Annotated in this window: 26 protein-coding genes; 6 read left to right on the top strand and 20 right to left on the bottom strand. The window is 61.2% G+C overall.

From position 1 onward, the window contains the following. Positions 1-2 precede the first annotated feature (2 nt). Entirely contained in the window at positions 3-374 is a 372-nt protein-coding gene (folX, locus tag CRO23_RS06905) for a dihydroneopterin triphosphate 2'-epimerase (RefSeq protein WP_004936094.1), read from the top strand. Between the two features lie 16 nt (positions 375-390). After that, positions 391-1,305, top strand: coding sequence for a TIGR01777 family oxidoreductase (locus tag CRO23_RS06900; protein ID WP_097101609.1), 915 nt, complete (start codon positions 391-393; stop codon positions 1,303-1,305). Positions 1,306-1,312: 7 nt separating this feature from the next. Here the strand turns inward: CRO23_RS06900 and hisP are convergent, their stop codons facing one another. The 15 genes from hisP to CRO23_RS06825 all read right to left on the bottom strand — a co-directional run bounded on the left by hisP (position 1,313) and on the right by CRO23_RS06825 (position 15,622). After that, positions 1,313-2,086, bottom strand: coding sequence for a histidine ABC transporter ATP-binding protein HisP (gene hisP / locus CRO23_RS06895; protein WP_004936098.1), 774 nt, complete (start codon positions 2,084-2,086; stop codon positions 1,313-1,315). A 20-nt stretch (positions 2,087-2,106) separates the two neighbouring features. Then, a complete protein-coding gene (locus CRO23_RS06890; RefSeq protein ID WP_004936100.1) occupies positions 2,107-2,811 on the bottom strand; it encodes an ABC transporter permease in 705 nt (234 codons plus the stop codon). Next, positions 2,808-3,494 carry a histidine ABC transporter permease HisQ gene (locus CRO23_RS06885; RefSeq protein ID WP_016926884.1) on the bottom strand — a complete coding sequence of 229 codons (687 nt, stop codon included), beginning with the start codon at positions 3,492-3,494 and terminating at the stop codon, positions 2,808-2,810. The genes CRO23_RS06890 and CRO23_RS06885 overlap by 4 nt, the downstream gene beginning before the upstream one ends. 82 nt (positions 3,495-3,576) lie before the next feature. Then, on the bottom strand, positions 3,577-4,359 hold the full coding sequence (hisJ, locus tag CRO23_RS06880) for a histidine ABC transporter substrate-binding protein HisJ (RefSeq protein WP_004936109.1): 783 nt from the start codon (positions 4,357-4,359) through the stop codon (positions 3,577-3,579). A gap of 303 nt (positions 4,360-4,662) precedes the next feature. After that, positions 4,663-5,235 (bottom strand): UbiX family flavin prenyltransferase, encoded by a 573-nt coding sequence (locus CRO23_RS06875; protein ID WP_016926883.1) that lies wholly within the window; start codon positions 5,233-5,235, stop codon positions 4,663-4,665. 133 nt (positions 5,236-5,368) lie between these two features. Further along, a complete protein-coding gene (gene purF, locus CRO23_RS06870) occupies positions 5,369-6,886 on the bottom strand; it encodes an amidophosphoribosyltransferase (protein ID WP_004936117.1) in 1,518 nt (505 codons plus the stop codon). A 21-nt stretch (positions 6,887-6,907) separates the two neighbouring features. Continuing rightward, positions 6,908-7,408 (bottom strand): colicin V production protein, encoded by a 501-nt coding sequence (cvpA, locus tag CRO23_RS06865; RefSeq protein WP_004936119.1) that lies wholly within the window; start codon positions 7,406-7,408, stop codon positions 6,908-6,910. A 234-nt stretch (positions 7,409-7,642) separates the two neighbouring features. Further along, positions 7,643-8,395: a cell division protein DedD gene (dedD, locus tag CRO23_RS06860; protein WP_079452192.1), complete on the bottom strand. Its 753-nt coding sequence runs from the start codon at positions 8,393-8,395 to the stop codon at positions 7,643-7,645. Further along, positions 8,396-9,661, bottom strand: a complete 1,266-nt coding sequence (folC, locus tag CRO23_RS06855) for a bifunctional tetrahydrofolate synthase/dihydrofolate synthase (protein WP_079450298.1) — start codon at positions 9,659-9,661, stop codon at positions 8,396-8,398. A gap of 190 nt (positions 9,662-9,851) precedes the next feature. After that, positions 9,852-10,760 carry an acetyl-CoA carboxylase, carboxyltransferase subunit beta gene (gene accD, locus CRO23_RS06850; RefSeq protein ID WP_028127750.1) on the bottom strand — a complete coding sequence of 303 codons (909 nt, stop codon included), beginning with the start codon at positions 10,758-10,760 and terminating at the stop codon, positions 9,852-9,854. A 232-nt stretch (positions 10,761-10,992) separates the two neighbouring features. Beyond that, the gene (locus CRO23_RS06845) at positions 10,993-11,655 is read right to left on the bottom strand and encodes a DedA family protein (protein WP_004936130.1); all 663 of its coding nucleotides are present in this window, start codon (positions 11,653-11,655) and stop codon (positions 10,993-10,995) included. Between the two features lie 78 nt (positions 11,656-11,733). Beyond that, complete coding sequence (gene truA / locus CRO23_RS06840) at positions 11,734-12,555, bottom strand: tRNA pseudouridine(38-40) synthase TruA (RefSeq protein WP_004936132.1); 822 nt, start codon at positions 12,553-12,555, stop codon at positions 11,734-11,736. Continuing rightward, positions 12,555-13,565 (bottom strand): aspartate-semialdehyde dehydrogenase, encoded by a 1,011-nt coding sequence (locus tag CRO23_RS06835; RefSeq protein WP_004936134.1) that lies wholly within the window; start codon positions 13,563-13,565, stop codon positions 12,555-12,557. The genes truA and CRO23_RS06835 overlap by 1 nt, the downstream gene beginning before the upstream one ends. 108 nt (positions 13,566-13,673) lie before the next feature. Further along, positions 13,674-14,795, bottom strand: coding sequence for a 4-phosphoerythronate dehydrogenase PdxB (pdxB, locus tag CRO23_RS06830; protein ID WP_016926879.1), 1,122 nt, complete (start codon positions 14,793-14,795; stop codon positions 13,674-13,676). A 53-nt stretch (positions 14,796-14,848) separates the two neighbouring features. Beyond that, positions 14,849-15,622 carry an AraC family transcriptional regulator gene (locus tag CRO23_RS06825; RefSeq protein WP_015378596.1) on the bottom strand — a complete coding sequence of 258 codons (774 nt, stop codon included), beginning with the start codon at positions 15,620-15,622 and terminating at the stop codon, positions 14,849-14,851. Between the two features lie 117 nt (positions 15,623-15,739). Here CRO23_RS06825 and CRO23_RS06820 point away from each other — a divergent pair, with 117 nt between their 5' ends. Continuing rightward, entirely contained in the window at positions 15,740-16,660 is a 921-nt protein-coding gene (locus CRO23_RS06820) for a DMT family transporter (RefSeq protein ID WP_097101607.1), read from the top strand. Here the strand turns inward: CRO23_RS06820 and CRO23_RS06815 are convergent. The 3 genes from CRO23_RS06815 to CRO23_RS06805 all read right to left on the bottom strand — a co-directional run bounded on the left by CRO23_RS06815 (position 16,657) and on the right by CRO23_RS06805 (position 19,122). Continuing rightward, on the bottom strand, positions 16,657-18,075 hold the full coding sequence (locus CRO23_RS06815) for a sensor histidine kinase (RefSeq protein WP_016926877.1): 1,419 nt from the start codon (positions 18,073-18,075) through the stop codon (positions 16,657-16,659). The genes CRO23_RS06820 and CRO23_RS06815 overlap by 4 nt on opposite strands. Next, positions 18,062-18,736, bottom strand: coding sequence for a transcriptional regulator TctD (gene tctD, locus CRO23_RS06810; RefSeq protein WP_016926876.1), 675 nt, complete (start codon positions 18,734-18,736; stop codon positions 18,062-18,064). The genes CRO23_RS06815 and tctD overlap by 14 nt, the downstream gene beginning before the upstream one ends. A gap of 167 nt (positions 18,737-18,903) precedes the next feature. Further along, positions 18,904-19,122 (bottom strand): hypothetical protein, encoded by a 219-nt coding sequence (locus CRO23_RS06805; protein WP_228009735.1) that lies wholly within the window; start codon positions 19,120-19,122, stop codon positions 18,904-18,906. A 386-nt stretch (positions 19,123-19,508) separates the two neighbouring features. Between CRO23_RS06805 and CRO23_RS06800 the strand changes: the two genes are divergently transcribed. Genes CRO23_RS06800 through CRO23_RS06790 form a run of 3 tightly spaced genes read left to right on the top strand, consistent with a single transcriptional unit; the run spans position 19,509 to position 22,465 of the window. Next, on the top strand, positions 19,509-20,489 hold the full coding sequence (locus CRO23_RS06800; protein WP_028127751.1) for a Bug family tripartite tricarboxylate transporter substrate binding protein: 981 nt from the start codon (positions 19,509-19,511) through the stop codon (positions 20,487-20,489). A 15-nt stretch (positions 20,490-20,504) separates the two neighbouring features. Further along, positions 20,505-20,936 carry a tripartite tricarboxylate transporter TctB family protein gene (locus tag CRO23_RS06795; RefSeq protein ID WP_016926873.1) on the top strand — a complete coding sequence of 144 codons (432 nt, stop codon included), beginning with the start codon at positions 20,505-20,507 and terminating at the stop codon, positions 20,934-20,936. Between the two features lie 11 nt (positions 20,937-20,947). Beyond that, positions 20,948-22,465 carry a tripartite tricarboxylate transporter permease gene (locus tag CRO23_RS06790; protein ID WP_016926872.1) on the top strand — a complete coding sequence of 506 codons (1,518 nt, stop codon included), beginning with the start codon at positions 20,948-20,950 and terminating at the stop codon, positions 22,463-22,465. Positions 22,466-22,498: 33 nt separating this feature from the next. Here CRO23_RS06790 and CRO23_RS06785 read toward each other — a convergent pair whose 3' ends face one another. Beyond that, entirely contained in the window at positions 22,499-23,128 is a 630-nt protein-coding gene (locus CRO23_RS06785; protein ID WP_079452188.1) for a CatB-related O-acetyltransferase, read from the bottom strand. A 156-nt stretch (positions 23,129-23,284) separates the two neighbouring features. Beyond that, a complete protein-coding gene (locus CRO23_RS06780) occupies positions 23,285-24,280 on the bottom strand; it encodes a DMT family transporter (protein ID WP_079452187.1) in 996 nt (331 codons plus the stop codon). Positions 24,281-24,442: the final 162 nt, after the last annotated feature.

Genomic DNA, 24,442 nt, shown 5'->3' with positions numbered 1-24,442 from the left:
TGATGTCTTTCAGTCAACCCGACGCCGTTATTCGCATTAAAAATCTGCGGCTGCGCACGTTCATCGGTATCAAGGAAGAGGAAATCAACAACCGACAGGACGTTCTGATCAACGTGGTGATCCACTACCCGGCGGATAAGGCGCGCAACAGCGAAGACATCGCCGACGCACTCAACTACCGCACCATCACCAAAGCGATCATCCGCCATGTGGAAGATAACCGTTTCGCATTGCTGGAAAAATTAACGCAGGATGTGCTCGACATCGTAAAAGAACACGCTTGGGTAACCTATGCTGAAGTGGAGATAGATAAACTTCTGGCTCTGCGCTACGCCGATTCGGTCTCCATGACCATGAGCTACCGCCGGGGCTAACTCAGGGAGGTCGACCATGCGGATCCTGATCACCGGCGCAACGGGATTGATAGGCAGCAGCCTGACGGCAAGACTGCTGGCGCTTTCTCACCACATTACGGTACTGACCCGCGACGAGCGGCGCGCCCGAGCCAGGCTGGGCGACCGGCCGAGCTATTGGCAAACGCTGGACGACCGGCAGTCGCTGGATGACTTCGACGCAGTGATCAACCTCGCCGGCGAACCTATCGCCGACAAGCGCTGGAGCGCGCAGCAGAAAGAGCGCCTGTGCCGCAGCCGCTGGGATCTGACCGAACGGTTGGCGCAGCTGATCAAGGCCGGCAGCACGCCGCCCGGCGTGCTGATTTCCGGTTCCGCCGTCGGCTACTACGGCGATCAGGGGCAGGCGGTGGTCACCGAAGAGGAGCCGCCGCACGACGAATTCACCCACCAGCTGTGCCAACGCTGGGAAACGCTGGCGCTGCAGGCGCAGAGCGACGCCACCCGCGTCTGCCTGCTGCGCACCGGCGTGGTGCTGGCGCCACAAGGCGGCGCGCTGGCCAAAATGCTGCCGCCGTTCCGCTTCGGGCTGGGCGGCCCGATCGGCGACGGCCGCCAATATCTGCCGTGGATCCATCTCGACGACATGGTCAACGGCATTATTTATCTGCTGGATCACGCCACGCTGACCGGCCCGTTCAACATGGTCGCCCCCTACCCGGTGCATGACGAACAGTTCGCCGCCCAACTGGCCAACGTGCTCGATCGCCCGGCGTTTCTGCGGGTGCCGGCGTTCGTCATGCGCTTGTTGATGGGGGAAGCGGCGGTGCTGGTGCTCGGCGGCCAGCGGGCGGTGCCGAAACGGCTGGAAGAAGCCGGCTTCCACTTCCGCTATCTGGAGTTGGAACAGGCGTTGGATGACGTTGTCAATCAGCGGGCCGAAGCCCGCTGATCTGACGTTACTTCAACGCGCCGGACAGGAACTGCTGCAGGCGCGGGCTTTTGGGGTTGCCGAACAGCTCGGCCGGCGGCCCCTGTTCTTCAATCAACCCTTTGTGCAGGAAGATCACGTGGTTGGAAACGTGGCGCGCAAACTCCATTTCGTGCGTCACCACCACCATGGTCTTCCCCTCCTCCGCCAGCTTCTGCATGATGCGCAGCACCTCGCCCACCAGTTCGGGATCCAGTGCCGACGTCGGTTCGTCAAACAGCAGCACCTCCGGCTCCATCGCCAATGCGCGGGCGATAGAGACGCGCTGCTGCTGGCCGCCCGACAGGTGCACCGGGTATTTGCCGCGCGCCCGCTCGTCGATGCCCACTTTGTCCAGGTAGCGCACCGCGCGCTCGTGCGCGTCGGCCTTGCTCAGCCCCAGCACCTGCACCGGCGCTTCCATCACGTTCTCCAGCACCGTCATGTGGCTCCACAGGTTAAAGTGCTGAAATACCATGGTCAGGCGGGTGCGCAACAGCTGCAGCTGCTTCTTGTCGAATACCTTCAGTTGGCCGTCCTTGTCGCGCACCATGCGAATATCTTCGTTGTTCAGACTGATCGAACCTTCGCTCGGCTTCTCAAGGAAGTTGATGCAGCGCAGAAAGGTGCTTTTGCCGGAGCCGGAGGAGCCGATGATGCTGATCACATCCCCGGCGTTGGCCGCCAGCGAGACGCCCTTCAGCACTTCGTGGTCGCCATAGCGTTTGTGCAGTTCCGTGACGGCTAATTTATTCTCAGACATGGTTTTCTTCCCGTCATTTATCAGTGACTAACGTGTGCCATCCAGCGTTTCTCAGCTTTGCGGAACAGGCTGATTAACACGTAGGAGATGATCAGATACAGCACCGCCGCAATGCCGAAGGCGTAAAACGGCTGATAGGTCGCGGCGTTGATGTCGCGCGCGATCTTCAACAGATCCGGCACGGTGGCGGTAAACGCCAGCGCGGTGGAGTGCAGCATCAGGATCACTTCGTTGCTGTAAGCCGGCAGCGCGGTGCGCAGCGCCGAAGGCAAAATGATGCAGCGATACATCTTGAAACGCGAGAAACCGTAGGCGTTGGCGGCCTCGATTTCACCGTGCGGCACCGAGCGGATCGCCCCGGCGAAGATCTCGGTGGTATAAGCGCAGGTGTTGAGCGTCAGCGCCAGGATGGTGCAGTTGAGCCCGCTGCGGAAAAACGCATTGAGAAACTCGCTGCCGCGCACGATCTCGAGGCTATACATGCCGGAGTAGAACACCAGCAGTTGCACGTACAGCGGCGTACCGCGAAACACATAGGTGTAGAGCCACACCGGGAAACGCACCCAGCGAAGGGAAGAAACGCGCGCCACCGCCATCGGGATCGCCAGCAGCCCGCCCATCACCACCGAGGCAATCAGCAGCCACAGCGTGATCGCCACGCCGGTGAAGCGGTAGCCGTCACTCCACAGCAGCGACTGCCAATACTGTTGCAGGATCTCGATCATAGTTCGGCCCTCTTGACGCCCAGTGAGTAACGCCGTTCAAGCCACAACAGCACGCCGTTGGAAACGGTAGTGAAGATCAGATACACCACGCCGGCCACGATGGCGAAGAAGAACGGCTGATAGGTGCCTTTTCCCGCCAGCTGCGTGGCTTTGACCACATCGTTCAGGCCGAGAATCGACACCAGCGCCGTCGCCTTCAGGATCACCTGCCAGTTATTGCCGATGCCCGGCAGGGCGAAACGCATCATCGCCGGGAACAGAATGCGCCGGAAGATCTGCGCGCCGCTGAAGCCATAGGCCGTCGCCGCTTCGATCTGCCCTTTCGGCACCGCCAGATAAGCGCCGCGGAAGGTCTCGGTAAAATAAGCGCCGTAGATAAAGCCGAGGGTAATGATGCCGGCGCCGAGCGGATCGATATCGATCTGCGCGAAGCCCAGCAGCGTAGTGATATTGTTCAGCGCGATTTGCAGACCGTAAAAAATCAGCAGCATCAGCACCAGATCGGGCACGCCGCGGATCAGCGTGGTATAGGCGCCGAACAGGCCGGAGATAAAGGGGTTATGAGACAGTTTGCCACCGGCGCCGATCAGGCCGATTACCACCGCCAGCAACACGGAACTGAGGGCCAGCTCCAGCGTCACCAGAGCCCCCTCGAAAATCAGTTGGGAATAGCCTTGCAGCATCTACTTCACCCTGTGGTCTAGGATCCGAACCATCGGGGCCGGCACGCCGGCCCCGCAGTCACAGCATGGAACGGTAAGCGGATTACCCGCCGTAGACGTCAAAGTCGAAGTACTTTTTCGCGTATTTGTCGTAGGTGCCGTCTTTGCGCATCTCGGCGAAGGCTTTGTCCAGCGCCGCTTTCAGCTCGGTATCGGTCTTGCGCAGCCCCATGCCGGTGCCGACGCCGAAGAACTTGTCATCCTTCACCGATTCGCCGGCGAACGCATAGTCTTTGCCCGGCGGCTGTTTCAGGAAGCCGTCGCTGCCCGCCACTTCATCCTGGAAGGCGGCGTCGATACGCCCGGAAGCCAAATCGGCGTAAACCAGATCCTGGTTCTGGTAAGGCACGACGGTGATGCCCTTCGGCTGCCACATGGCGTTGGCGTAGGCTTCCTGGGTGGTGCCCTGCAACACGCCCACACTCTTGCCTTTCAGGGCGTCCACGGTAGGCAACAGCTTGGATCCTTTCGGCGCGATCAGACGCGCGTTGGCGGCATACAGCTTGTCGGTAAAGGCGATTTCCTGCTGGCGTTTTTCGGTGATGGACAGCGAAGAGATGATGGCGTCGATTTTCTTCGCCTTGAGGGATGGGATGAGCGCGTCGAAGTCGCTCTCCACGAAGGTGCATTGGGTATTGATGCGTTTGCACAGCTCTTTGGCCAAATCGATGTCAAAGCCAACCAATTCGCCTTTGGCGTTTTTGGATTCAAACGGTGCGTAAGTCGGATCGGTGCCAATCTTCAGCGTGGAAGGAATGGCGGCAAAGGCGCTGCTGGCGGCGCTCAAAGCCAGAACTAACGGCAAAATCAAAACCCGCTTTTTCATAAATTACCCTCAAATTGATTTTTTGATGCCACTACGGGCATTACTTTTCCCCACCAAATCAATTTGCAGTAATCGTGCCACATTAGGTGCTACGGGCGGAGGGAACGGCTCCGGCCTTCACAATACTGTTTCCTGGGACGATAACCGCAAAATTAAATCGGCCGCTCGGGGCCGCGCCACTGGCAGCCGCGATAAGGCGGCGCCATGAAACAGTGAACGTGATGAAGTGGGATCATTATGGTGCATGCGCCGCCCTAATTCAGTGCGGTGTTGCACAAATGTGCCAATTTGGGGATGAAAATGTTAATCAGCACCCTGCCAGCGGGTGAACAGATCGGCCGGCAGTTCGATATCAAACTGATCGATCACCCGATTGACGGTCTGATCGATGATGTCTTCCACGCTTTTCGGCTGGTGGTAAAACGCCGGCACCGGCGGCATGATCGCCGCGCCCATCTCCGCCGCCTGCGTCATCAACCGCAGGTGTCCCAGATGCAGCGGCGTTTCCCGCACGCACAGCACCAAACGGCGGCGCTCTTTGAGCACCACGTCGGCGGCGCGGGTCAGCAGCCCGTCGCTGTAGCTGTTGACGATGCCGGACAGGGTTTTGATCGAGCATGGCAGGATCGCCATGCCCAGGGTTTTGAAGGAACCGGAAGAGATGGCGGCGGCGATATCGCGCGCATCGTGCACCACGTCGGCCAACGCCTGCACTTCACGCAGGCTGTACGGCGTTTCCAGCGCCAGCGTCTGCCGTGCAGCGTTGCTCATCACCAGATGGGTTTCCACCTCTGCGACGTCGCGCAAAACCTGTAACAGGCGCACGCCGTAGATCGCGCCGCTGGCGCCGGAAATGCCGATGATGAGTCGTTTCATGGAAAATGGCCTCTGCCGTAAAAAGTAAGATCAGGCAGACTTTGCCGCAATGGCGAGGGATAAGCAAGTTCACAGGAGCAAGGCGCACCGCTGCAGACGCGGCGATGCCCCCCCGAGTAATCAACGCGGCCGGTTAGCCTTCGTTGTGCAGTTCCAGATTTTCCGCTTCGGTTTGCCCTCGCAGCGCCTTGGCGTCGTCGCTGCGCAGCGACTCCAGATATTCCAGATAGCTTTGATCGACGTCTTTGGTCACGTAGATGCCGTTGAACACCGAGCATTCGAACTGGGTGATGTCCGGGTTCTCTTCGCGCACCGCTTCGATCAGATCGTCCAGGTCCTGGAAGATCAGCCCGTCGGCGCCGATAATCTGGCGGATTTCATCCACTTCACGCCCGTGGGCGATCAGTTCGTTGGCGCTCGGCATGTCGATGCCGTAGACATTCGGGAAACGCACTTCCGGCGCGGCGGAAGCCAGGTACACACGCTTGGCGCCCGCTTCGCGCGCCATCTCGACGATCTGTTCCGACGTGGTGCCGCGCACAATGGAGTCATCCACCAGCAGCACGTTCTTGTCGCGGAACTCGGCGCGGTTGGCGTTCAGCTTGCGGCGCACCGACTGACGACGCGCCTGCTGGCCCGGCATGATAAAGGTGCGGCCGACGTAGCGGTTCTTCACAAAGCCCTGGCGGTAGGGTTTCTCGAGAATGCGCGCGATCTCCAGCGCGATGTCGCAGGAGGTTTCCGGGATCGGGATCACCACGTCGATGTCCAGATCTTCCCATTCGCGGGCAATCTTCTCACCCAGCTTCTGGCCCATGCGCACGCGGGCGCTGTAGACCGAGATCTTGTCCATAAAGGAGTCCGGGCGCGCGAAATAGACGTATTCGAACAGGCACGGGTTGGTTTTCGGGTTCTCTGCGCACTGGCGGGTGAACAGCTGGCCCTTGGTGGTGATATACACCGCTTCGCCCGGCGCCACGTCGCGCAGGAACTCAAAGCCCAGGGTATCCAGCGCCACGCTCTCGGAAGCCACCATGTACTCGCTGCGGCCATCCTCCAGCGTGCGTTTGCCGATCACCAGCGGACGAATACCGTTCGGATCGCGGAACGCCAGCAGGCCATGGCCGATGATCATCGCCACGCAGGCGTAAGCGCCGCGCAGTTGCTGATGCATGGCGGCGACCGCGGTAAAAATGTTGTCGGCCTCCAGCGGATAATGCGGGAAGCGATCCAGCTCGCTGGCCAGCACGTTCAGCAGGATTTCCGAGTCGGAGGTGGTGTTGACATGGCGGCGGCCGCTTTCGAACAGCTTTTGGCGCAGCTCATGGGCGTTGGTCAGATTGCCGTTGTGGGCCAGCGTAATGCCGAACGGCGAGTTGACGTAGAAAGGCTGGGCCTCAGAGGCGCTCGAGCTGCCGGCCGTCGGGTAACGCACATGGCCAATGCCCATGTTGCCCTGCAAGCGTTGCATATGGCGCGCCTCAAACACATCTTTCACCAGGCCGTTGGCTTTACGCAAACGGAACCCGTTGTGGGCGTCAATGGTGACGATGCCTGCGGCATCCTGGCCACGGTGCTGAAGCACCGTCAGCGCATCATAAATCGACTGGTTTACCGGCATGAAACCGGCGATACCGACAATACCGCACATGTTGTCTTTTCCTCATCAGCGCTACCGCCCCGGCAATTGGGTCGGCAAGAAACTCGACGTGCTCTGCAGGTAGTCAAAGAACCACCTGATGACGTAACTGAACTGGGGAATGAGCTGTGACTGTTTCCAGTCGGCACTCTGTGAAAAGCCGGTAAAGGTATCCAGGAAGAACAGGATCGCTGCGACGATCAATACTCCGCGCAGCGCGCCGAAGCAGATGCCCAACACCCGGTCGGTGCCCGACAACCCGGTTTTCTCTACCAGTGAGCTAATCACATAGTTAACAATAGCCCCTACGATCAAGGTCGCGATGAACAAAATCGCGATCGCGATGCCGTTTCGCACCAGTTCATCTTCAAAACGAGTGAAATAGACCGCAAGGTAAGAGTAGAAATGGCTGGCAACAAAAAACGCACATCCCCATGTCACAAGTGACAATGCTTCGCGAACAAACCCTCGGATCAGGCTCACCAGAGCCGAAAATCCAATCACCGCTATAATGACGTAATCAATCCAGACCATGAACTATTCCAATGATGAATCGCCCCTGCATCCAATTCGCGGCGAATTCTAACAGAAAAAGAAAACGTTTGCGTAGGGGATTTCCTACCACGTTACAAATAAAAAGCGGCGATCAAAAAATTCCCAATCGCCGCGCCTACATAGGTGATTTCGCCTGTAAAAGGCGCGGTTTTTCTCGCTTTATCTCCACCACTCCTTAATTCAGGGGCGCATCGTGCTGCGCCCCTGCGGGGTTTAACGGCCGTACGGCTTCACCTGCCCGCTCAGCCCGCTGATCGAGTTCAGCGACGGCAGCGCCGCCTGCAGCTTCTGCTTGGAAGCGTCCGGGCCGACGTAGATACGGGTGATCTGCCCCTGCACCGGCGTTGACGGCACGGTAAAGGCGCGATAGCCCGAGAGGCGCAGCGAGGCGACAATCTCGTTCGCCTTGGCGGCATTTTTCAACGCCCCGAGCTGCACGACGTAGGCTTGCCCGGCCGGCGCTTTTTCTTCCGCCGGTTTCGGCTGCGTCGTCGGTTCAGGTTTCGGCGTCGGCTCCGGCTTCGGTACCGGCTTCACTTCCACCGGTTTCGGTTGCGGCACCGGTTTCGGTTTCACTTCCACCGGTTTGGTTTCTACCGGTTTGGTTTCTACCGGTTTCGGCTTGGGCTGCGGCACCGGCTGAGGACGCGTCTCGACCGGTGGCGGCGCCACCTGCGCTGGCTGCTGAGCACCTTGCCGCACCGCCTGTTGCGCCGCCGCTTCGTTGGCCGCCTGCTGTTCGACCAGCGCGCCCGCCCCTTCCGGCGGCTGCGCCGGCAACGGTTGCGTCACCGGTGGCAGCACGTCGTTCTCTTCGACGTCGCCCGCCTTTGGCACCAACGGAATGGCCGCGAATTCATCCTCGTAATGCTTCTTTTTGCCGTCCAGCAACCCTGGCAGGATGATCACCCCCAGCGCCACCAGAATCACGGTTCCGACCAGTCGGTTCTGAAATTTACTCGCCACTCACACTCCCCGCATCTCGTCTAACGCCGCCATCACCTGCGCCACGGTGTGGAACGATCCACAGACGATCACAATATCCTGTTTATCAGCATCCTGCATAGCCTGCCGCCAGGCAGTTTCGACATCATTAAAGCGGCGCGGTTCCGTCAGATGCTGCGCCAGCTGTTCGACGCTGGCGCCGCGCGGCCCGTCGAGCGGCGCGCAGTACCATTCATCCACCTGCTCGCTGAGGCAGGCCAGCGTGCCGGCGATATCCTTGTCCGACAGCATGCCCACCACCGCGCGCACCTTGCCGCCGTTGCGCGGCAGTTTGGCCAGACGCCCGGCCAGATAGCCGGCGGCATGCGGGTTGTGCGCCACATCGAGGATCAGCGTCGGCTCCCGCCGCACGATCTGGAAACGCCCCGGCAACGTCGCCTGCTGCAGCCCGGTGAAAATCGCGCGTTCGTCGATTTCCAGCGCGCTGCAGTTGAGCGCCGCCAGCGCGGTAGCGGCGTTGGCCAGCGGTACGTTCGGCGTCGGCAGATCGGTCAGCAACGTGTCGCCGCCCTGCCACTGCCAGCGATCGCCCTGCTCGCTGAAGCGCCAGGCTTCACCACGGCGAGACAGCGGCGCGCCCAGCGTTTCGGCAACCTGACGAATGCTGTCCGGCATATCGGGTTCACCGACCACCGCCGGTTTGCCGCTGCGGAAAATGCCGGCCTTTTCACGGCCGATGCTTTCGCGATCGTTGCCCAGCCAGTCGGTGTGATCGAGCGCAATGCTGGTGATCACCGCCACGCTCGGATCGACGATGTTAGTGGCGTCGAGACGCCCGCCCAGCCCCACTTCCAGGATCACCACGTCGAGTCGCGCCTGTTTGAACAGCTGCAGCGCCGACAGGGTGCCGAATTCGAAATAGGTCAGCGACGTTTCGCCGCGGCCGGCTTCAATGGCGGCGAACGAGCGGCTGTGCTCCGCTTCGCTCAGCTCTTCGCCCTGAATGCGCACGCGTTCGGTATAGCGCACCAGATGCGGTGAACTGTAGACGCCGACGCGCAGGCCGGCGGCCAGCAGAATAGCTTCAAGGGTGCGACAGGTGGTGCCTTTGCCGTTGGTGCCGGCAACGGTGAACACCGTGGGTGCGGGGGTCAGTAAATCCAGATGCGCCGCGACGCGCTGTACGCGCTCAAGGCCGAGTTCGATCGCCTGGCTGTGCAGACGTTCCAGATAGTAAAGCCACGAGCTCAATGGCGACGTGGCTTGGGGAATTTGGTGGTTTTGCATGAGTCCCATCACTGAACTTGGGTTCATTAATCCATCAGGGCACCACCCTCACCGCGGTAAAGGCGATGCGCTTCGTGACTGCCGCCAGCCTGCAAACCGCAGCGGAAAGGCTACGGCCGGCAGGGAGCGGGCATCAGCCGTCACTTAGCCACAAAGTGGCGGCTGAACCCGGGCGGGATCTGTCTTTGCCTCAGGCGTCGGCCTGCGGCTCCGGCTCAATGACCGGCGCGGCCTCATCGAAATGCGGCTGCGGCTGGTTTGTCAGCTTGGACAGAATGCTCGCCAACGTTTGGCGCATTTCCGGACGGCGAACGATCATGTCGATCGCGCCTTTTTCGATCAGGAACTCGCTGCGCTGGAAGCCTGGTGGCAGTTTCTCGCGCACGGTTTGCTCGATAACGCGCGGGCCGGCAAAACCGATCAGCGCTTTCGGCTCGGCGATATTGATGTCGCCCAGCATCGCCAGGCTGGCGGAGACACCGCCCATGGTCGGGTCGGTCAGCACGGAGATATACGGCAAGCCGCGCTCCTGCATTTTGGCCAACGCCGCGCTGGTTTTCGCCATCTGCATCAGCGACATCAGCGCTTCCTGCATGCGCGCGCCGCCGCTGGCGGAGAAGCACACCAGCGGACAGTTGTCCTCCAGCGCCTGCTCAACCGCACGCACGAAACGCGCGCCGACCACGGAAGACATCGAGCCGCCGATGAAGGCGAATTCGAAGGACGCGGCGACGATCGGCATGCCGTACAGCGTGCCCTTCATCACCACCAGCGCGTCTTTCTCACCGGTCGCTTTCTGTGCGGCGACCAGACGATCTTTATAGCGCTTGGAATCCTTGAATTTCAGAACGTCCTTCGGCTCCAGATCGCTGCCCAGCTCCACTTCGCTGCCTTCGTCCAGCAGGGTATGCAGACGCGCGCGCGCGCTCATACGCATGTGGTGGTCGCACTTCGGGCACACTTCCAGATTCCGCTCCAGCTCGGCGCGGTAGAGAACCTGGCCGCAGCTGTCGCATTTAGTCCAGACCCCTTCAGGAATGCTCGCCTTACGGGTTTGTGTGATATTGCTCTTGTTAAGAATTCGTTCAATCCAGCTCATCGATGACCTTTCTGTTTGAACCTGGCACACGCCAGTCCGCTGTTCATGCTTTAACAATCCCCCCGAAAACACCCCAATGAAAAAATGCCCGTTCGCGGCGCGGCAAGCGCGGCGACTGAGGCATCGGCTTCAGGGTTGTTCGCAGGAACAGACCATAATGTCGCTCATTAAACCATATCGGCCCGACGCTGTGGACAAAAAACTGGTCGAACCGACAGGTTAAGCGATGTTTTTACTGTTTTTGCTGGCGGGCGGCCGCGCGCTTGTGGCGCCAAATTTCAATCACGCCCGGCAGAATCGAAACGATGATGATCCCGACGATCAACAGCTTCAGGTTCTCCTGCACCACTGGCAGATCGCCGAACAGATAGCCAGCATAAGTGAAGAGCAGCACCCAAACCAGTGCGCCAATCACGTTGTAGGCGGCGAAGTGGCGATAGGACATATGCCCCATGCCCGCGACGAACGGCGCAAAAGTACGCACGATCGGCACGAATCGCGCCAGAATAATCGTTTTCCCACCGTGCTTCTCATAGAACTGATGCGTCTTGTCCAGGTAGCTGCGGCGGAAGATTTTCGAATTCGGGTTGCTGAACAGCTTCTCGCCGAACAACCGCCCGATAGTGTAGTTCACCGCATCGCCGATGATCGCCGCCACGGCCATCAACGCCACCATGGTATGCACGTTCAGATCGTTGGTCGGCAACGCCGCCAGCGCGCCGGCGACGAACAGCAAAGAATCCCCCGGCAGGAACGGCGTCACCACCAGACCGGTTTCGCAAAACAGGATCAGGAACAGAATAGCGTAGACCCACATGCCGTATTGTGCGACCAGTTCGGCCAAGTGCACATCAATATGCAGAATAAAATCAATAATAAACTTGATGATGTCCATAAATTCTCTCATTGATGCCGGGCGTTTCAATCACCCGGCAGAAGCACAAGGGAGCAACGCTTTCAGGCGTGCCGGCGTTTAATCGTCGGGCAAAAACAGCGGCCCCATCGGCGGCCGCGGTAGACCAAAGTGGTCAGGGTAATCCACGGCAACCAGATACAGCCCCTCGGCTCGCGCCGTCGCCGCCGCCAGATTGCGATCCTTCAGCGCCAGCAACTCGGCCATCCAGTTCTCACCCTGATTGCCGCAGCCGATCTCCATCAGGCTGCCGACGATGTTGCGAACCATATGATGCACAAAGGCATTCGCCTTGATATCTACCACAATATATTCGCCGTAGCGCGTAACCTTAACGTGTTTTACGCAACGCCACGGGGTGCGCGACTGACATTGCACCGCGCGGAACGACGTGAAGTCGTTCTCGCCCAGCAGCGCCTGCGCCGCCCGGTGCATGCGATCGGCGTCCAGCGGGTGATAAAAATGCGTCACCCCCTGCTGCAGCACCGCCGGCCGGTAGCGATGGTTGAAAATGATATAGCGGTAGCGGCGCGCGGTGGCGCTGAAACGCGCGTGAAAATCGTCGGCGACGGGGCTCACCCAACGCACCGCGATGTCCGGCGGCAAATGGGTATTCACCCCCATCGTCCAGGCGGCGTCCTTGCGGCGCGCAGTGGTTTCGAAATGCACCACCTGCCCGGTGGCGTGCACCCCGGCGTCGGTGCGCCCGGCGCACAGCACGGTAATCGGCGCATCCGCCACCTTGCTCAACGCCTGCTCCAGGCGTTCCTGCACGCTGGCCACTTCTTGCTGCCGCTGCCAGCCGTAGTACCGGCTGCCGTCATATTCGATGCCCAGCGCTACCTTCAGCGTCGGCTGAGCGGGCGAGACCACCTCAGACATCAGTACATCTGCTCCTGCACCAGACGCTCGGCGGTTTCGATAGCCATCAACGCGCCGCCGAAGCGCACATTGTCCGCTACCGTCCAGAACTGCAGCAGCTCGGGGATGCCGTAATCGTTACGCAGGCAACCGATGCTGAGCGCATCGCTGCCGGAAGCGTCGGTGACCTGGGTCGGGTAATCGTCCTCTTCGCTCAGCTGAATGTCTTCGACCTCTTCGAGCTCGCTGCGCGCCTCTTCGGCGGACAGCGGGCGCAGCGCTTCCAGGTGCACCACCTGCGCGTGGCCGTAAAACACCGGCGACTGAACGCAGCTCACCGAAATCGGCAGCCCTTCATCCTGCAGCACCTTGCGCACCTGATCGACGATCAGGCGCTCTTCGCGCACGCTGCCCTGCTCGTCGGCGACAAGCGGCAGCAGGTTGAACGCCAGCTGTTTACCGAAGACGCCTTCCTCGGCCGGAATGCCATTCAGCAGGCGCGCGCTCTGGCCGGCCAAGTCGTCCACCGCCACCTTGCCGCGCGACGATACCGACATCAGCGTGGTGACGTGCAGACGCGACAGCCCCGCCTGTTCGGTCAGCGGTTTGATCGCCGTCAGCAGTTGGCTGACCATGCTGTCGGCCACCGCCACGATATTGCGGTTACGGTAATCCGCCAGCACCTGCGGGTTCACGCCCGGCACCACCAGCGGCACATCCGGCTCCATGGCGAACAGGCCGCTGGTGTCGATCACCAGGCAGCCCATGTTGCCGGCTTCTTCGGCATAGCGCGCGGAAGCGTCGCTGCCGGCGACGAAGAAGGCCAGCTGCGCCTGCGACCAGTCGAACTCTTCGGCGTTTTGCACCAGAAGAGACTTGCCGTTGAAGCGCACATTGGCGCCCGCGCTGCGTTCGCTTGCCAGAGGATAGAGTTCACCCACCGGGAACTGGCGTTCCTGCAACAATTCCAGCAACGCTTCACCTACCGCGCCAGTGGCGCCGAGCAGCGCGATATTCCAGCCGTCAGACATCGGGTTTTCTCCAGAGTATTTCATTCATAAAAGCACACGGGCAGTGCAATCACCGCCCGATAATCTTTACCGCTCACTGTAGCGGCGTTGGCTTAAGACAACCTTACGCTACGCCACGCTGAAGCCCAGCTTGCCGAGCAGCTCGGCGCTGGCGCTGTCATCGCATTGCACGGCCAGCGAAGACCACTCGCGGCGCTCCTGGTAGTGCTTGCGCAGGCGATCGAATTCGCCCGGTTGCCCGGCGACTTTGCGCAGTGGCGCATCATCGCGGCGCACATCATACACCAAGTGCATCAATCGTTTTAACCGCGCTTCATCCAGCGGGCCGTTGAGGCGGATCAGGCTGAACTCCGGCACCGGCAGCAGCGAGGCCAGCGCCACCTGCTGCGGCTGCCCCAGATGGCGGCTGAACGCTTCGAACACCTGGGTGGTGCCGCGCGCCTTGCCTTCCAGCGTATACCCGGCGATATGCGCGGTGCCGATATCCACCCGCGCCAGCAGCGGCAAGGCGAGATCCGGCTCGGGTTCCCACACGTCCAGCACCGTGCTCAACTTTTTGCCCTTTTCCAACGCCTGCAGCAGCGCGGTGTTATCCACCACCGGCCCGCGACAGGCGTTGATCAGAATGCGGTTGTCCGGCAGCGCCGCCAACAGATCCGCATCCGCCAGATGCAGCGAATGGTAAGGGCCGGATTTATTCAGCGGCGTATGGAAGGTCAGCACATCGGCCTCGGCCACCAGCTTCTCCAACGGCCAAAACTCCCCGGCGTCGCCGCGATCGGCACGCGGCGGATCGCACAGCAGCGTGCGCACGCCCAGCGCTTTGAGGCGCGCGTCCAGGCGGGAACCGACGTTGCCCACGCCGACGATGCCGACGGTTTTATCCCGCAGTTGGAAGCCGTCGCGTTCGGCCAGCAGCATCAAGGCGGAGAACACATACTCGACCACCGCGATGGCGTTGCAGCCCGGCGCGGCGGAAAACCCGATGCCCTGCCGTTGCAGCCAGGCGTCATCAACGTGATCGGTGCCGGCGGTGGCGGTGCCGACAAAGCCAATGCGGCTGCCGGCCAACAAGGCTTCATTGACCTTGGTGACCGAACGCACCATCAGCGCATCGGCATCCGCCAGCGCCTCGCGCGGGATCGGACGCCCCGGCACCGCCTGCACGTCGCCCAAGCGGCTGAACAGCTCGGCCGCGTAGGGCATATTTTCATCAACCAGAATTTTCACTGCGTTCTCCGACGGTTTACGGCTATTTGTCTGCGAAATAGTGTGCCACTGAATCAGGCACGGCGAAAGCGTTCAGGGGTGGTGCCGGCGATCTGCTGGAACATGACGATAAAGGCCGACGCGGAGCTGTAGCCGACGTCCAACGCCACGTCCTGCACGGTTTTGCCCTGCTCGAGCAACGACACGGCATGCAGAAAACGCAGGCGCTGGCGCCACTCGCTGAACGACATGCCCAGATCCTGCTGGCAGCGGCGCGACAGCGTGCGCTCGGTGGTGTAGACCCGCGCCGCCCACGTCGCCAGCGAGGTGTTGTCCGCCGGACAATGCTCCAGCGCTTCCAGCACCGGCGCCAAAAATTTGTCGTCCGACGACGGCAGATAGGTTTGCTGACGCGGCGACAGGCGCAGCTGATCGATCAGCACCTGGCACAGGCGCAAATCCTCCTCCGCCTGCGGAATGTACTGCTTGCGCGCATAGAAATCCTCGGCGATGGCGCGGAAGATGGGCGTGACGCTCACCAGACAGGGGTCGGCCGGCATACCGGCGCACAGCGCCGGCGTGATGTCCACCATGCGGCACTGCGCCAGTCGCTGGTTGTAGCAGGAGTGTTCGATGCCCGCCGGCGCCCACAACACGAACTCCGGCGGCGCCAGAAAGCGCTGCCCGCCGATGCGCAGCACCATCACCCCGGCCTTGACCCACATCAACTGGCCCCAGGTGTGGCTGTGCGGCTGGAATTCGGTGCGCGCGTTAAACTCTTCGCAGCGGAACTGCACCGGGTTGGGCGCCGGGATCAGCGACTCGGGGAAATGGCGGATTTCTGGCATGGTTTCGTCCCGTGATTTGTCTTGTTTACGCCGATTTTTGTCTGGATATCGCTATATATGATAAACCGGACACGCGTAGACTAGCCAGCATGTTGGACGTTATTGAGAATAATTATCATGAATATGCTCTTCCCGCTGTTGGCCGTGCTGATTTGGTCGATTAACGCCGTCGTCAGCAAACTCTCCGCCACCGCCATCGATCCGGCGGCCATTTCGCTCTACCGCTGGCTGCTGGCGCTGGTTGCCCTGACGCCGTTCGTGCTGCCGGGCGTGCTGCGCAATTGGGCGCAGGTGCGCGCCAACTGGTGGAAGTTGATGATCCTCGGCCTGCTGGGCATGGTGCTGTATCAAAGCCTGGCCTATTACGCGGCGCACAGCGTCAGCGCGCTGTTTATGGGCATCATCGTGTCGCTGATCCCGCTGCTGACCATCCTGATCAGCATCGTCCTGCTGCGCATTGCGCCGACCGTCGGCGTGCTGCTCGGCAGTATTCTCTCCTTCGGCGGTTTGATCTGGCTGGTCAGCGGCGGCCAGCCCGGCGTACTGCTGCAGCACGGTATCGGCAAGGGGGAATTGATGATGCTGCTCGCCACCGCCTCTTACGCGCTGTATGGCGTGTTGACCAAACGCTGGGCCATCGCGCTGCCGAACTGGCAATCGCTGTACGTGCAGATCCTGTTCGGCGTGCTGCTGCTGCTGCCTAATTTCCTGATGGCGCAGGATGTCGGCTTGAACGGCCATAACCTGCCGCTGGTGCTGTTCGCCGGCATTCCGGCTTCGATCATCGCCCCGTTCCTGTGGATCCAGGGCGTGATGCGCCTGGGCGCCAACACCGCCTCGATCTTCATGAACCTGGCGCCGGTGTTTACCGCCGCTATCGCCGTGCTGTTCCTGCATGAGCAGTTGCACGGTTACCACCTGATTGGCGGCGGCATTACCCTGCTGGGCGTTATCCTGTCGCAGCGGCTGCGCACGCCGCTGACGCGTAAAGCCAAAGTCCCGACGGCTGACGTCGAGTCCTGCAAAGAACAGGCTTAAGACAACAGCCTGAAACGCACCCGCACCAACAGGCCGCCCAGCGCGGCGGAGCTCAACAGCTCCGGGCGGGTGCCGTGATACGCGGTGATATCCTTCACCAGCGCCAGCCCCAGGCCGGCGCCCGGCTGATCGCCCACGTTGTCCAGCCGGTGAAACGGCTGCAGCGCCAGCGCCTTGTCCTGTAAGGCGATGCCGGGGCCGCTGTCTTCAATCTCCAGCACGCCTTCCCCCGTCTCCTTTCCCTGCGTGAGGCGAGCGGTAACCACGCCCTGACGCGGTGTGTATTTCAACGCATTGTCCAACAAGTTGGCGCACAGTTCGGCCAACAGCAGCGGTTCCCCTGCCACCTGACACGCCGCTTCACCTTCGAAACCGAGATCGATCTGTTTGCTGCGCGCCTGCGGCAAGCGCGAAAAACAGGCGTCGCGCAGCACCTGCGCCAGGTTGACCGGCTGCAGCTTGCGCTCGGCCTGGTGCTCGCTGGCCTTCAGGCGTGAGAGATACAGCAGGCGGTCGGTCAGTGCCACGGTATTGTCCAACGTCGCGCTCATCGCCTGCAGGCTTTCACGCCACTGCTGCGGCCGATCGCTGGCCAGCGCCACCCCGACCTGCGTCTTCAACACAGCCAGCGGCGTGCGCAGCTGGTGGGAAGCGTCGGCGCTGAAGCGTTCCTGACGCGCCACCATCAGCCGCAGCCGTTCGATATAGCGATTGAACGCCACCAGCAGCGGCTGCATCTCCGACCACGGCAATACCCGCGGCAAGGGCGTCAGCTCGCCCGGATCGCGCCGCAGCATGATGCCGGAGAGTTTACGCATCGGCTTCAACACCCGCTTGAGCAGCGCGAACGCCAGGATCAGGGTCAACACCACCACCGTGCCCTGGCTCAGCAGCGCCGCGATCATCATCTGCCGCGCCAGGTAACGGCGCGATTCCAGGGTTTCCGCCACCAAAATGGTCGCCATGCCGCTCACCCCCGACTCGTTGACCGGTTGAAACAGCGCCGCCACGCGGATCGGCCGGCCGAGGTATTCCGCATCATAAAAATGCACCAGCGCCGGGTAGAGCGTGGAGCGCGGGATATGGGGCGGCAGCGACGGCAAATCGTCATAGCCCGAGATGCTTTTTCCCTGCGGCGAAATCACCTCGTAATACAGCTGATCGTTCATGTTGCGCTCGAAGCTGTCGAGCACTACATAGGGCACATCAACCGCCAGCTTGCCTTCGCGCACCACCAGTCGCTCCGCCACGGTGCGCGCCGACGCCAGCAGCGTGCGATCGTAAGCCAATGTGGCGGCGCTCATGGCGCTGAAATAGTGGGTGTAGATAGAGATACCGCCCAACGCCAGCAGCGGCAGGCCAAAAAACAGCAGCAGTTGATAGAACAGCGAACGCGGCGCATTAAACCACCGCATTGCAGAGCTCCAGGCTGTAGCCCAGACCGCGCAGCGTGACGATCGCCACGTCGCTGCCCTGCAGCTTTTTCCGCAGGCGGTGTACGTAAAGCTCGATGCTCTCGGGATTGGCCTCGTCGGACAGCGTAAACACCTGCTCGAACAGCTGTTGTTTGGCCACCGGGCGGCCGCGCCGATGCATCAGCGCGGTCAACACCGCCAGTTCGCGCGGCGTCAGCGCCAGCGGCTTGCTCTCCAGCAGAAAATAGCCTTCGTCATGGTAGGTCAACGCGCCGTACTGCAACGCCGGCTGCGGGGCGCCGACGCTGCGGCGCAGCAGCGCCCGAATACGCGCTTCCAGCTCGTCCAGTTCGAACGGCTTGGTGAGGTAATCGTCCGCCCCCAGATTCAGGCCCTTTACCCGATCGGCCACGTCGGTGCGCGCCGTCAGCAGCAACACCGGCAGATCCTGCCCGCGCTTGCGCAGGCGCGCCAGCAAATCCAGGCCGTTCAAACGCGGCAGCGCCACATCCAACACCGCCAGCGCATAACGCTCGTTGAGCAACAGATGATCGGCCGCCACGCCGTCCGGGGCGACGTCGACGGCAAACCCGGCGCCGGTCAGCGCCTTTTGCAACCAGTGAGACAGCTCGGGGTGATCTTCAACCAATAACAGTCGCATGTTCCCATTCCATTGATTTATCTGAACAACCTGGCTCCGACACGGCGTCCGTTAACAGGCTGATAACAGAGAATGGCATGGAAAATAAGGGGATAAAAGAGCGCCGCGCCGCCAGTTTTGGGAGCTGGCACACAATTATGCGTATGGAGCGCGATCGCAGGGCGGCGTCAGATCAGCGGAATGGGGCTATCGGCCACGGCAATGTCCAGCACCGAGCGCAGCTTGTCGGCGGTAAACGGTGCAGAAACCAGCACGGAGCGATTGTTGACGGCAAATACCAGATCGATGCCGGTCACACAGGCGGTCATCTGGCAGGCATATCTTTCACCGGCGGCGTTGACGAAATGCAGCTCAAACACGCCAACCTCGGCGCGCAGTCGCTTCAAACGGCACTGCCCGGTTCCACCGACCATCTCCGCGTAGACCTCAGGCAACCGTTTAATCGCGCATACTTTGGCGCTGTCCCTGCCGCTAAACAATTTCCCTAACGAAAACATATCACTGCGTCTCTATTCATTTCACTGATCATGATTTTATCGCGAAAGCAAAACGGCAAACCTGATATTACGCAGGATTTTGGCCGGTTTTGCGCCCTGTTCCTGCCAGCATTTCTATGGTAGCGCACCCGTGATTCGCTAGCGACAAGAGACCCTAATCACAGACTGGAAACTTTTCCGGCCACTGAAAGGTAAATGAAAGGTTGTTGTTTTAACAATCCTGCAACCGCGCTCAGCGGGATTCACAACCAGAACAATACCGAGGGCAAGCCACAATGAAAAAAATAATGACCCGTACCTTGACCGCCGCCGCACTGTTGCTGGCGGCCTCTCAGGCCTTTGCCGGGGAAGCGCCCAAACGCACCGAATGCATTGCGCCGGCCAAGCCCGGCGGCGGTTTCGATCTGACCTGCAAGCTGATTCAGGTGTCGTTGCAGGACACCAAGGCCATCGATAAACCGATGCGCGTCACCTATATGCCCGGCGGCGTCGGCGCGGTGGCCTACAACGCCATCGTCGCGCAGCGCCCGGCGGAGTTCGGCACCGTGGTGGCCTTCTCCGGCGGTTCGCTGCTCAATCTGGCTCAGGGCAAGTTCGGCCGCTATAACGTGGACGACGTGAAATGGCTGGCGGCGGTCGGAACCGACTACGGCATGATCGCGGTGCGCGCCGACTCGCCTTACAAAACCCTGAAAGACCTGATGGACGCCTTCCAAAAAGATCCCAACAGCGTGGTGTTCGGCGCCGGCGCCTCCATCGGCAGCCAGGACTGGATGAAAACCGCGCTGCTGGCGCGCGAAGTCGGCGTGGACCCGCGCAAGATGCGCTACGTGGCGTTCGAAGGCGGCGGCGAGCCGGTCACCGCGCTGTTGGGCAACCATATTCAGGCGGTTTCCGGTGACCTGAGCGAGATGGTGCCTTACCTGCAGGGCGACAAAATCCGCGTGCTGGCGGTGTATGCCGAGCAACGTTTGCCGGGCCAGCTGGCCGACATTCCGACCGCCAAAGAACAGGGGTACAGCCTGGTGTGGCCGATCATTCGCGGCTTCTACGTCGGGCCGAAAGTCAGCGATGAAGAGTATCAGTGGTGGATCGACACCTTCCAGAAAATGATGGCAACAGACGAATTCAAGCAGCAGCGCGATCTGCGTGGCCTGTTCGAATTCAATATGACCGGCAAAGAGCTGGACGCCTACGTGAAGAATCAGGTTGCCCAATACCGTGAGCAGGCGAAAGTGTTCGGCCTGGCCAAATAACCGCAGGGGAAAACCATGAGCGATCGTATTTTTGCCGGCTTTTGGCTGCTGCTGTGTATCGGCGGGCTGTTCATCGGCTGGGGCATTCAAAGCGAATACAGCTATGAACCGCTGGGGCCGCGCCCGTTCCCGCTGGCGATCCTCAGCCTGATGGCGCTGTGCGCGGCCCTGTTGCTGCTGCGCCGCCCACAGGCGGTGGAATGGCCGCACCACAAGGTGCTGCAGCGGCTGCTGGTGCTGGTGATCACCCTGGTGCTGTATGCCTGGGGCTTTGAATGGCTGGGCTTTCCGCTGGCGACCGCGCTGCTGACGTTCAGCATCGGCCTGTTGTTTCAGGCCAGCCTGCCGGCGGCGGCCATCTCCGGCGTCGTCATGGGCGCAGCGCTGTACTACGCCTTTGACCAACTTCTCGATGTCACACTGCCGCTCGGCATCTGGCTGAGCTAACGGGAGCGATGATGGATACCTGGATGTATTTGACCCAAGGGTTTGAAGTGGCGCTGGTGCCGCAGAACCTGATTATCGCCCTGATCGGCTGCTTCGTCGGCACCATCGTCGGCCTGTTGCCGGGGCTGGGGCCGATCAACGGCGTGGCGATCCTGCTGCCGCTGGCGTTCGCCCTCAAACTGCCGGCCGAATCGGCGCTGATCCTGCTGGCGACGGTGTATATCGGCTGCGAATACGGCGGGCGCATCTCGTCGATTCTGCTCAACGTGCCGGGCGACGCGGCGGCGATCATGACCGCGCTGGACGGCTACCCGATGGCGCAGCAGGGGCGCGCCGGCGTGGCGCTGTCCATCTCGGCGGTCAGCTCGTTTGTCGGCTCGATGATCGCCATCGGCGGCATCATTCTGTTCGCGCCACTGCTGGCCCGCTGGTCGCTGGCCTTCGGCCCGGCCGAGTATTTCGCCCTGATGGTGTTCGCCATCGCCTGCCTCGGCAGCATGATGAGCCAGAACCCGCTAAAATCGCTGCTGGCGGCGCTGATCGGCCTGGGATTGGCGACGGTGGGCGTCGACGCCAACACCGGCGTTTACCGCTTTACCTTCGACAGCGTGCATCTCTCCGACGGCGTGCAGTTTATCGTGGTGGTGATCGGCCTGTTCTCGGTCAGCGAAATCCTGCTGATGCTGGAAAGCACCAGCGCCGGGCAAAAGCTGGTGCGTAAAACCGGCCGCCTGCTGTTCAACCGTAAAGAGGCGGCGCAGTGCGCAGGCCCGACCCTGCGCTCGTCGGTGATCGGTTTCTTCGTCGGCATTCTGCCGGGCGCCGGCGCCACCATCGCCAGCGCGTTGACCTACATGACCGAGAAGAAAATCAGCGGCAACAGCGACACCTTCGGCAAGGGCGACATTCGCGGCGTAGCGGCGCCGGAAGCGGCCAACAACGCCTCGGCCTGCGGCTCGTTCATTCCGATGCTGACGCTGGGGGTGCCGGGTTCCGGCACCACGGCGGTGATGATGGGCGCGCTGACGCTGTACAACATCACCCCCGGCCCGGCGATGTTCACCGAACAGCCGGATATCGTCTGGGGGCTGATCGCCGCGCTGCTGATCGCTAACGTCATTTTGCTGATCATGAACCTGCCGCTGGTCGGCCTGTTCACCCGCATGCTGACCATCCCGCTGTGGTTCCTGGTGCCGGCGATCGCCGCGGTGTCGGCGGTAGGGGTTTATGCGGTGCACAGCACCACCTTCGACCTGCTGTTGATGGTCGGGTTGGGCGTGTTCGGCTACATTCTGCGGAAAATGCATTTCCCGATGTCGCCGCTGATTCTGGGCTTTGTGCTGGGTGAGATGCTGGAACAAAACCTGCGCCGCGCGCTGTCGATCAGCAACGGCGAGTTCGGCATTCTGTGGAGCAGCAGCATCGCGCAAACGCTGCTGGTATTGGCGGTCGCGGTGCTGGCGTTGCCGCCGCTGCTGCGCCTGATGCGCAAACGCCGCCAACCGGCGGCCGAGGCCAAGGCCGAATAACGCGAAACGGGCGGGGATCCCCGCCCGTGATGTTTAACGGCGCAAGGCCGCAATTCCCTTTTCCAGCGCCCCGATATCGTCATCGGCAAGCAGAGGCTGGATCACCGCAAAGTCCGCCTCGGACAAGTCATAGAGGCGCAACGCAAGCAACCGCGCGATGATTTCCGGCGTGAATCGCCAACGGATAAACGTCGCCGGGTTACCGCCGACGATGGCATAAGGTTCAACATCGCCGGCCACCACGCTGCCGGCGGCGACGATCGCCCCTTCGCCTATCGATACCCCCGGCATCAACATCGCCCGCATGCCGATCCAGCAACCGTCACCCAGCCGGGTATCGCCTTTGGGACGGTATGCCTGCTTGATGGTTGCCATAAACGGGTACAGGCTCAGCCAGTCGATGCGGTGGGTGTGATTACCGCCCATCAGGATCACCGCTTCGGCCGCGATGCACACGTAATCGCCGATCAGCAAACGGTCTATTTCGCCCAGCGGCTGCCATTGCCGGCTGACCGCGTCACCGTGCAGATAGCGCACCACCGAGCGTTCGAAGCCGTTGTCCCAGCAGTCGCTGTAGTAGCTGTGGGTGCCTTTGACGATAATATTCGGGTTGGTCACCGTCTGATGCAGAAGCTCAGTGTTGGACCAGTGTTTTTCGGACATGGCGTATTCTCTTGTTACGGGAATAAAAGCCACGGAACGGAGTGTCTGTGGCCGTGTTGTCGTTCACTCAACACGGCCATTCAAGCGATAAGCGCTCGTTTCAATCTCGGGTTATTCATCATTACCGCCTCTCTTGCGAGGCGTAATGCTAACCGATCACGCCTCGGCGGTCTTGCTTTTCAACAGCAGCACCCCGCCCATCACCAACGCGCTGCCCAGCAGCTGCAGCTGATTCATGTTCTCCCCCAGCAGGAAATAGGCGATCACCGCGGTGAACACTAGCTCCAGCGACAGGATCAGGTTGGCTACCGCCAGCGGCAGCGTTTTCAGGCTGATGTTATACAACCCGAAACCCAGCAGCGTCGGCCCGGCGGCCAACGCCAGCAGCAACAGCCAGCCGCTCCACTGAATGCCCTGCGCGCTGTGCGACAGGAACCACAGATCGCCGGCCATGCCGTGGAACGCCGCCAACGGGAACGCCGTCAGCGCCGCATTGAACGCCAGCTGATACAGCGCCGAAAACCCGAACACGTACAGGATGGTGTTCCACACCGGATAGCCGCGTTCGCTGGCCACCCGCCCGCCGAGGGTATACAGGGTATAACCGATGCCCGACAGCATCCCCACCAGCAGCCCCAGCAGATCGAAGTGGCTGTTCCCCATGCTGTCGCCGTTGCTGACCAGGAAGCAGCCGCCCAGGCTGATGGCGATCACCAGCAATTGGCGCAGCGTCAGGCGTTCGCTATACATCACCCAGCCGAGGAATACGGTAAAGCCCACCGAACAGTAGGTCAGAATGGTCGCCACCGACGCGCCGTTCAGCGCCACCGACAGCGTCCACAGGCTGTTGAACAGCGCCAGCAGCAGCCCGTAAAGCGCGTAGAACACCACCTGCTCACGGCGCAGACGCGCCCACTGCGGTTTCACCAGCAACAGCAGCGGCAACAACACCAACGCCACCAGCGCCGCGCGCCAGAACGCCAGCACGAAGGTCGGCAGGTGGTAATACTCGGTCAGCGCGCGGATGATGATGGCGGTAAAGGCCAGCAGCATGGCGCTGATAATGGCGATGACGTACCCCTGGCTGCTGCCCTGAAAGAGGCGCGCGCCGGGCAGCGCCGGCCGGGCGGAAACGCCTGACGGTAATGACATGAGATCCTCGGAGAAATGGCGACATAAATACTCAGGCACAGAGTGTAACGCGGCCATTTTTTCTCACTATAGCCACTTTGCGGCGTTGTCATGCAGGCCACTTTTCTGCGCTTGAAGCCCTGTTGACATGGGGTATAGTGAAAATATCTCTCCCTAACCGGG

The organism is Serratia sp. JKS296 (assembly GCF_900215445.1).
GTDB classification, from domain to species: Bacteria; Pseudomonadota; Gammaproteobacteria; order Enterobacterales; family Enterobacteriaceae; genus Serratia; species Serratia marcescens.
Note: the sequence above shows the minus strand (reverse complement) of the source record. Positions and strands in the feature narration are given on the sequence as shown.